Origin of the sequence: Streptomyces sp. NPDC050164, from assembly GCF_044459945.1 — a bacterium.
In the GTDB taxonomy this organism is placed as follows: domain Bacteria; phylum Actinomycetota; class Actinomycetes; order Streptomycetales; family Streptomycetaceae; genus Streptomyces; species Streptomyces coeruleorubidus_A.
Genome location: NZ_JBITJK010000085.1, coordinates 1 through 4001, shown reverse-complemented (window position 1 = coordinate 4001; position 4001 = coordinate 1). Strand labels below are relative to the sequence as shown.

Below are 4001 nucleotides of genomic sequence, written 5' to 3'. Positions count from 1 at the left end.
GTGCGGTGAAGATTCGACACCTCCACCACACACGGGGGCCTTCGCCATGATCAAGCCCGGCCAGTGTTAACAACGCTCGTGATCAATACACCTAGCCGCCGCCGGGGTTTCTGACGGAGCCCCCGTGCAGGTGCGTCGTGGCTGGTCGCGCTCACGCGGCGGAGCCGCACGTTTACACAGCCCCGGGCCCCTTGAGGGCGTCTGGGTTACCGTTCACCCCCATGCGCACCATCCTGATCACCGGCCCCGGCGGCAGCGGTCGTACCACCCTCGCGGCCGCCACCGCCCTGGCCGCGGCGGCGGAGGGCACCCGCACCCTCGTCCTCGGCACCGACCGCACGGACACCCTCGGTGCCGCACTGGGGACTCGCACCGGACCTGAGCCGACGGAAGCCGCACCCCGTCTCACGGCCTGGCGTCCCGACCCCGCCCAGGACTTCCGGAAGGACCTCACCGCCCTCCAGGACCGCGCCTCCTCCGCCCTGGACCTCCTCGGCGCCTCCCGCCTCGACCCCGAGGAACTCACCCCCCTCCCCGGCGCCGAGGAACTCGCCCTCCTGCGCGCCCTGCGCGACGCCGCGCTGTCGGAGTCGTACGACCTGCTCGTCGTCGACCTGCCACCGGCCCCGCAGGCCCTCGCCCTCCTCGCCCTGCCCGAGGAACTCCGCCGCTACCTGCGCCGTCTGCTCCCGCCCGAACGCCAGGCCGCCCGCGCCCTGCGCCCCGTACTGGGCCGGCTCGCCGGCGTCCCCATGCCCGCCGAGTGGCTGTACGAGACGGCCGCCCGCTGGGATCTGGAGCTGGCCGCCGTCGAGGCGGTCGTCGCCGACCGCGACACCGTCGTACGACTGGTCGCCGAGCCCGGCCCGGCCGGCGCCGACGCCCTGCGCGCCGCCGGCCTCGGCCTCGCCCTGCGCGGCCTGCGCACCGACGTCGTGGTCGCCAACCGCGTCCTGCCCGAGGCGTCCCCGGACACCTGGCTGGCCGGCCCGGTCGCCCAGCAGCGCAAGACACTGGACGAGTGGCGGGAGTCGTACGACGTCCGGACCGTCGCCCACCTCGGACGCGACCCGGTCGGCGCCGACGACCTGGCCGCCCTCGCCGTGCCCGGCGCCGACCCGGAGGCCCCCGTCCCACCGGCCGAGTGGCCGGTGACCGACCGGCTCGGCGAGGACGGCGTGCTCGTCTGGCACATCCCGCTGCCCGGCGCCATACGCGAGGAACTGGACCTCGTCCGCCGCGGCGACGAACTTCTCGTCATGGCGGGGCGGTTCCGCCGTATCGTTCCGCTGCCCTCCGCGCTGCGCCGCTGCACCGTCGCCGGGGCCGCCCTGCGCGAGGGCGAGCTGTGCATCCGCTTCGCACCCGACCCGAAGCTGTGGCCGCAGACGCGGTCGGAGGGGGTAACGTCGTAGGGACGAACCGTAGTCAGGAGTCCGTCATGAGCGAAGAGCTCCCCCCGTCCGACGCCGCCCGCGAAGAGGCCGTGGACGAGGTACGGGACGCCGACGCCGACGCATGGGCGACCGCGTGCGCCGAGGACCTCGAGGCGGAGAAGGCCCGCCGCCGCGCCGAGTACGGCCCGCCGCAGGGTTCCGCGGCCGAGGAACTGAAGAAGCTCGTCGACGCCGTCGCGGACAAGCTGTCGGGGATCCAGTCCCCGCTGTTCGGCGCGGTCGCGGGGCCCGCCGCCGAGCAGGTCGTCCGCCAGGTCGTCCAGCAGGCCAAGGCCGCCGTGGAACCCGTCATCGAACGCAACCCGGACGTCTTCGACCACCTGGCCGCCGCCGGGAACGAACTGCTCGCCGCCTACCGCTCCGCCGTCGAGGCCCAGGAGCGGCGCTGGAGCGACCGCGGCGACCGGATCGACCCCCGTGACCTGGACGAACGCCATGACGGGGGCGACGACGCCGGCCCCGGGGAGCGCATCGACCTGGACTGAGCCCCCGCCCTCGGACGAGCCGACCGGCGTGCCACCGCCGGTCCTGCCCAGCGTGCGGACGACAGCGAACCCGACGGCGTGCCTCGGGTACCGTTGGCCGTAGCGGGGCTCGACCGAAACTGAGGGATTCATGGGACTCACCATCGGCGTCGACATCGGCGGCACGAAGATCGCGGCCGGCGTGGTCGATGAGGAAGGCAACATCCTCTCGACCCACAAGGTGCCGACCCCGGGCACGCCTGAGGGCATCGTGGACGCCATCGCCTCGGCGGTGGAAGGCGCACGCGTCGGGCACGACATCGTCGGCGTGGGCATCGGCGCGGCCGGCTATGTGAACCGGCAGCGCTCCGAGGTGTACTTCGCGCCCAACATCCACTGGCGCAACGAGCCGCTCAAGCAGAAGGTCGAGGCCCGCGTGGGCCTCCCGGTGGTCGTCGAGAACGACGCGAACGCCGCGGCGTGGGGCGAGTACAAGTTCGGCGCCGGCAAGGGCCACCGCAACGTCATCTGCATCACGCTCGGCACCGGCCTCGGCGGCGGCATCATCATCGGCAACAAGCTGCGCCGCGGGCACTTCGGCGTGGCCGCCGAGTTCGGCCACATCCGCATGGTCCCGGACGGCCTGCTGTGCGGCTGCGGCTCGCAGGGCTGCTGGGAGCAGTACGCGTCGGGGCGGGCGCTGGTGAGGTACGCCAAGCAGCGCGCCAACGCCACCCCCGAGAACGCCGAGATCCTCCTCGGCCTCGGCAACGGCACGCCCGACGGCATCGAGGGCAAGCACATCTCCATGGCCGCCCGCCAGGGCGACCGCGTGGCCGTCGACTCCTACCGCGAACTGGCCCGCTGGGTCGGCGCGGGCCTCGCCGACCTCGCCTCCCTCTTCGACCCCTCCGCCTTCATCGTCGGCGGCGGCCTCTCCGACGAGGGCGAACTGGTCCTGGGCCCGATCCGCAAGTCCTACAAGCGCTGGCTGGTCGGCGGCAACTGGCGCCCGGTGGCCGAGGTGAGAGCCGCGGAACTGGGCAACAAGGCCGGCCTGGTGGGCGCGGCGGACCTGGCGAGGGAACCCGACCCGATCATGTAAGGCCCTCGTTTTTCGGGGGCGCGGGGAACTGCGCGACAAGCCACATCGAACGGTCAGTCGCCCACGTTCCTCGCGCCCCGACCCACGGGGCGTACATTGACGCACATGGAGCCGCTCCCCAACTCCGGCACAAACGCCGACGGTTCAGCCACCCTCCGCGTCCTCAGCTACAACATCCGCTCGATGCGGGACGACACCGACGCCCTGGCCCGAGTCATCAGGGCCTGCGCCCCCGACCTGGTCCTCCTCCAAGAAGCCCCCCGCTTCTTCCGCTGGCGCAAGAAACTCGCCCGCCTGGCCCGCGCCTGCGACCTGACGATCCTCACCGGCGGAGCCACTGCCGCAGGCCCGGCGATCCTCTGCTCGCTGCGGGCGACCGTCGAACGTACGGAGGACGTCCTCCTGCCCCTCACCCCCGGCCTGCACCGCCGCGGCTTCGCCACCGCCGTCGTCCGGTTCGCCGGCACCCGCCTCGGCGTCCTCAGCTGTCACCTGTCGCTCCAGAAGGACGAGCGCTACGACCAGGCGGGCATGCTCCTGTACCGGCTCGCCGGGATGGGCGTGGAGCACGCGATCGCGGGCGGCGACCTGAACGAACGCCCGGAGGGACCCACCTTCCGCCGCCTCGCCGACGCCCTTCAGGACTGCCATGCGACCGCGCCCTGGGGCGGCGAACACACCTGGACACCCACCGACCCCTACCAGCGCATCGACGCGATCTTCGCGACCAAGGGCATCGAGGTGCTGGGCTGCGGTGTGCCGGTGGGACAGCCCAGGGTGACCGACACAGACCTGAGGGCGGCCACGGACCACCTCCCGGTCCTGGCCGCCCTCAGGATTCCAGCCGCCTGAAACTCAGCCGTCCAACTCGGCAAACTCAGCCGTCTAGACCCGGATTTCGCACATGGGGTTTGAGGTGTCCAGCCAGCGTGGGCGGGTTTCATCGATGCCGAGTAGTTCGAGGAGGTGGGCTTG

General features: G+C 72.6%; 4 protein-coding genes. All 4 read left to right on the top strand.

From position 1 onward, the window contains the following. Positions 1-221: 221 nt before the first annotated feature. Positions 222-1415, top strand: a complete 1194-nt coding sequence (locus ACIBNA_RS44815; RefSeq protein WP_399171237.1) for an ArsA family ATPase — start codon at positions 222-224, stop codon at positions 1413-1415. Between the two features lie 26 nt (positions 1416-1441). Continuing rightward, a complete protein-coding gene (locus ACIBNA_RS44810) occupies positions 1442-1942 on the top strand; it encodes a DUF5304 domain-containing protein (RefSeq protein WP_399171235.1) in 501 nt (166 codons plus the stop codon). Positions 1943-2072: 130 nt separating this feature from the next. After that, entirely contained in the window at positions 2073-3026 is a 954-nt protein-coding gene (locus ACIBNA_RS44805; protein ID WP_274815676.1) for an ROK family glucokinase, read from the top strand. Between the two features lie 105 nt (positions 3027-3131). Further along, positions 3132-3878 carry an endonuclease/exonuclease/phosphatase family protein gene (locus ACIBNA_RS44800; protein WP_399171233.1) on the top strand — a complete coding sequence of 249 codons (747 nt, stop codon included), beginning with the start codon at positions 3132-3134 and terminating at the stop codon, positions 3876-3878. The last annotated feature ends 123 nt before the right edge of the window (positions 3879-4001 follow it).

Excerpts from the sequence above, each read along its gene's own strand:
- ACIBNA_RS44800 (WP_399171233.1), top strand. The coding sequence starts at position 3,132 with ATGGAGCCGCTCCCCAACTCCGGCACAAACGCCGACGGTTCAGCCACC.
- ACIBNA_RS44810 (WP_399171235.1), top strand. The coding sequence starts at position 1,442 with ATGAGCGAAGAGCTCCCCCCGTCCGACGCCGCCCGCGAAGAGGCCGTG.
- ACIBNA_RS44815 (WP_399171237.1), top strand. The coding sequence starts at position 222 with ATGCGCACCATCCTGATCACCGGCCCCGGCGGCAGCGGTCGTACCACC.
- ACIBNA_RS44805 (WP_274815676.1), top strand. The coding sequence starts at position 2,073 with ATGGGACTCACCATCGGCGTCGACATCGGCGGCACGAAGATCGCGGCC.